Source organism: Bradyrhizobium sp. P2_E8 (genome assembly GCF_056403875.1).
Genome location: NZ_JBFUES010000730.1, coordinates 1 through 4,814 on the forward strand (window position 1 = coordinate 1; position 4,814 = coordinate 4,814).

A 4,814-nucleotide genomic window follows, 5' to 3' on the forward strand; every position below is an offset into this window, starting at 1 on the left:
TCCATCAGGAACACGCGCGGCATCGGCAAGCCCGCGCGGCCCGCAAGCTCGGCGACGAGGCCGACCAGTTCCGGCGCGGTCGAACGGTCGACCTCATGGGCGCCGTACATCGAGAGCACCATGCGGTCGGAGTTCCAATAGGTGAAGAGATTGGTCGCCGCGGCAATGACGAGCGCGATCATGGCGCCGGAGGCACCGCCGATCAGATAGCCCACGCCCATGAACAGGGCGGTGAGGCCTGCGAGCAGCATTGCGGTACGAAAATAGTTCATGGCCGTCTCCCGAACCGGCCGCTGGCGCGCCTTGGGCCGGCGTCTTCGAAGTATGAATGCCGCCGGGCATCGCAAGGTTCATGCGGCGCGGAGCCGCAGATATAAGGCCGCGCGGCCAGCCTTTCCCCCGTAGCTAAAGCTTGACCGGGATTTGCGCAAAAACACGCGCAGATGCTTAGCAACCTGGAAAGCGCAGCATCGGCTTAATGCACGGTAACCGGGCACGCTGCGCGGCCCTCGCGCATTGACCGGTTCCGTGGGCCTCCCGTCAGCAAGGTGACCGACATGGTAGACCGCTTACGCGCCGCTTCCGTCGACCCTGCATCCACGCCTTCCCCTCACGAGACCAAGAGCGAGACCAAGACCGACGCGAAGGGGTTGCAGGAGGCGCTGCACGAGCAGCTGTTCGCCGACGACGAAACCGGCCACGCCCCCGAGGCGCAGACGGCGCCGGAATCAGGGCGGCGCTGGCCGCATCTGCAACGCGGCGCCAAGATCGCCATCGGACTTGCCATTATCGCCGTGTTCGGCTGGCTGCCGCTGCGTGCGATCTGGGAGTACTCCAGCGTCGAGGCCGTGCTGAATTCCCGTCTCGTCACCCTGCGCACGCCGATCGGCGGCCGCGTGGTAGCCGCCCAGCCCATCACCGATCAGGCCAGGCTTGGTGCCGGAACCGTGGTCCTGCGCGTCGTGAACTCGCGCGGCGATCGCACCAGGCTCGACGATCTCCGGCGGCAGAAATCGCGCCTGGAGAACGAGCGGCCCAGTCTCGCCACCAAGCTTGCCGCGGCCCAGGCCGCCCAAAAGGATTTGGCGCGGCAGGCCGCGCAATTCCGCGAGGGACGCGTGCTTCAGCTCGAGGCCCGCATCGCCGAGATCCAGACCTCGATCGAGGCGGCGGCAGCGCGGCGGGACGAAGCCAGCGCCGCCGTCGAGCGCGCATCCTCGCTCGCGAAGTCCGGCAATATCTCAACGGTCGAGCTGGCGCGGCTGACGCGCGAGCTTTCCGTGTCACAGCAGACCGAGCTCGGTGCGCGCAAGCGGCTGGATGCTGCGAAGGTCGAGCTCACGGCGGCACGGAGCGGTTCCTTCCTCGGCGACAGCTACAACGATCGCCCGAGCTCGGTGCAGCGCGAGGAGGAGATGCGCCAGCGCGCCGGCGATCTCGAGGCTGATCTCGCGCGCACCGACACCGAGATCGCCTGGCTCGCCAACGAGACCATCATCGAGGAGGTCCGCTTCGCCGATCTGTCCGAAGCCAACATCACGACACCCGTTGCGGGCCGCGTCTGGGAAATGATGACCTCGCCGGGCGAGGACGTGCAGGCCGGCCAACCCCTGCTCAAGATCCTCGATTGCAGCGGCGCCGTCATCACGGCCAATGTCACAGAGAGCGTCTACAATCGCTTGCAGCTCGGCGACCGCGCCACCTTCGAGCCGAATGATGGTGGCGAGCCGATCTCCGGCACCGTGGTCAATTTGACCGGCGCCGCCGGCGCGCCCGCCAATCTCGCCATCAATCCGGATACGCTCAGCAAGGAGCCCTATCGCGTGACCGTGGCGCCTCGCGATGCCGCTCCCCTCGCCTGCACCGTGGGGCGCACCGGCCGCGTGGTGTTTGCCCGGCACGAGACCGCGCCGTGATGATGGCGTTGACGCCAGGCCTGATTACGCTCGGCGCCTTCATCGCGGTCGTGCCGCTGCTCAGGCGCGACAGCACGATGGCCCGCTCGTTGCTGGCCGTCGTGTCGCTGGTTTTCCTGCTCCGCTATCTCTATTGGCGTGTCACCGCGACGCTCCCGCCACCGCATCTGACGGCGGACGCCGTGATCGGTTATCCCTTCATGCTGCTGGAGGCGGCCTCGCTCGTCGCAGTCGCATTGTCCCTGCTGTTTCTGAGCCGGACCATCGACCGCACCGGCGCGGCCAGGATCGACGGCCGTGCCACCGATCCGCTCGCGCCGCTGATCGACGTCTTCATCTGCACCTACAACGAGGAGCGATCGATCCTCGAGCGCACGATCATCGGCGCGACCGGCATGGCGTACGGCAATTATCGCGTCTGGGTGCTCGACGACGGCCGGCGCCCCTGGCTGCGGCGGCTCGCAGGCGAACTCGGCTGCCATTATCTCACACGGCCCGACAACCACCACGCCAAGGCCGGCAACATCAATCACGCGCTCAAGCACGTCGGCGCCCTGCCGGCGCGGCCGGATTTCGTGGCCATTCTCGACGCGGACTTCGTGCCGCGGCCCGACTTCCTCGCACGCACCATCTCCCTCATGGATGACGCTTCGGTCGGCGTGGTGCAGACGTCGCAGCACTTCATCAATTCCGACCCGATCCAGACCAACCTCGCTGCGACCGATGTATGGCCAGACGAGCAGCGCTTCTTCTTCGACATCCTTCTGCCGGCGAAGGACGCCTGGGGCGTCGCGTTCTGCTGCGGCACTTCATCTCTCATTCGCTACGCCGGGCTGGTGCAGATCGGCGGCTTTCCAACCGACTCCGTCACGGAAGACTATCTCGTCACCCTTCGCCTGAAGGAGCACGGCTTCAACACCATCTATCTCAACGAACGGTTGACGATCGGGCTGGCGCCCGAGGGGCTGAAGGAATACATCACCCAGCGTGCCCGCTGGTGCCTCGGCCTGATGCAAATCGTGCGCGGCCGCAGCGGACCGCTCTCGCAGGACTCAAAGCTGTCCTTTATCGACCGGCTCTCGCTGGTCGATGCCTTCATGAGCTGGTCCGCGGTCTACACGTCGAAGGTCGCGGGACTGATGGTGCCCTGGCTGTTCCTGCTGTTCGGCATCAAGGCGGTGCAGGCGGATCTCACCGAGCTATTGCGCTTCTTCCTGCCGTTCTACATCTGGCACGGACTCAGCATGGCCTGGCTATCACACGGCCGTTCGCTCGCCATGATGTCGGACGTCTCGCAACTCATCGCCGCGCCCGCGGTGCTCAAGGCGGTGGCAGCCGGCCTGTTGAAGCCGAAGGGACACAAGTTCAAGGTGACGGCGAAGGGCGGCGACCGCGACAGGAGATTTGTCGAATGGCCGCTCCTGCGGATCTATGGCTGCGCGCTTCTCATCACGCTGGCGGCCATTGCCTACGCCTTCATCCTGCACCTGCGCGGCGAGAACATCGCCTATGGCGGACTGGCCCTGGCCTGGAGCCTCTACAACGCGCTCATCCTCACCGTGGTCTGCTTCGTCTGCATCGAGCAGCCGCGCAAGCGCAAGGCCGAGCGCTTTCATCGCAATGAGCCGGTGCTGCTGCGTCAGGACGGCAGATCGCATCTCGCACGGCTCGCCGACATCTCCATTACCGGCGCCCGGCTGATCGATCCCGATCCGCCGCGCCCCGGCAGCACGATCGAATGCCGGATCTACGGCCGCTCGATCGCGGCCATCGTCGTGCGACGAACCACGGACGGATTCGCGGTTCGGTTCGAGGAAGGCATGGATACGCGCGTGCATGCGATCCGGGCGTTCTATGCCGGCGAATATGTCCGCGCCTATCGCGGCGTCAGGGCGCTCCCGGTCGGCAAAGCACTGCTGATGCGGCTGTTCGGCTAAGCCGCGCGACATCCGCTCCCTCGTGTTCCGCATGTTGGCATGACGTGGAAAGGATGGCATGGAAAGGATGGCCTGAGGCCGTCACTTCACCTAGACTTCAGGCGAATCCACGCCTTCCCTCCCCGCCGGAACGATCGCTGCGTTCTGGGGCCTGGAGAGCGACTTCGGCGCCAACATGGGCAATCTGCCGACGCTGAAATCGCTGGTGTCGCTCGCCTATGACTGCCGCCGCTCGGAGATGTTCGTGAACGAGACCATCGCCGCGCTGAAGATCATCGACCGTGGCGATCTCACACCCGACGAGATGATCGGCTCCTGGGCCGGCGAGCTCGGGCAGACGCAGTTTTTGCCCGTGCATTACGTCAACTACGCCGTCGATTACGACGGTGACGGACGGCGCGATCTCCTGCGCAGCGAGCCCGACGTGATCGGCTCGACCGCGAACTACATCGCCAACGGCCTGAAGTGGCGTCGCGGCGAGCCGTGGCTGGAGGAGATCAAGGTACCGCAGAACCTGCCGTGGGAGCAGACCGACCTCACCGTGCAGCAGCCACGCTCGAAATGGGCGCAGTTTGGGGTCACCTATCCCGACGGCCGTCCGCTGCCGAACGACAATCTCGCGGCGTCAGTGCTGCTGCCGATGGGACGGACCGGTCCTGCCTTCATGGCGTATGCGAATTTCGCGGCCTACACCGAGTGGAATAACTCGCTGATCTACTCGACCACGGCGGGCTATCTCGCCACCCGCATCGCGGGCGCTGCCCCGATRCGCAAGCCGGCGGCGCCGGTCGCACAACTGCCGTTCAACGAGCTCAAGCAATTGCAGCAGCTTCTGGTCCAGGCCGGCTTCAATGTCGGCAAGGTCGACGGCGTGCTGGGCCAGCAGAGCCGCGCCGCCGTGAAGGCGATGCAAATCAAATACGGCCTGCCGGCCGATTCCTGGCCGACCGCGGAGCTGCTC

Annotated in this window: 2 protein-coding genes and 2 pseudogenes; 3 read left to right on the forward strand and 1 reads right to left on the reverse strand. The window is 65.8% G+C overall.

Going from position 1 to position 4,814, the window contains the following annotated elements; all coding sequences use genetic code 11:
- Window positions 1-272 (reverse strand): annotated as a pseudogene (locus tag AC1D00_RS30555) (zinc metalloprotease HtpX); the annotation flags it as partial.
- A 285-nt stretch (window positions 273-557) separates the two neighbouring features.
- On the opposite strand from AC1D00_RS30555, the gene AC1D00_RS30560 reads away from it, so the two are divergent.
- The 3 genes and pseudogenes from AC1D00_RS30560 to AC1D00_RS30570 all read left to right on the forward strand — a co-directional run.
- Complete coding sequence (locus AC1D00_RS30560) at window positions 558-1,916, forward strand: HlyD family secretion protein (RefSeq protein WP_477013229.1); 1,359 nt, start codon at window positions 558-560, stop codon at window positions 1,914-1,916.
- Window positions 1,916-3,853: a glycosyltransferase gene (locus AC1D00_RS30565; protein WP_477013230.1), complete on the forward strand. Its 1,938-nt coding sequence runs from the start codon at window positions 1,916-1,918 to the stop codon at window positions 3,851-3,853. The genes AC1D00_RS30560 and AC1D00_RS30565 overlap by 1 nt, the downstream gene beginning before the upstream one ends.
- A gap of 127 nt (window positions 3,854-3,980) precedes the next feature.
- Window positions 3,981-4,814: pseudogene (locus tag AC1D00_RS30570) on the forward strand (lytic murein transglycosylase); the annotation flags it as partial.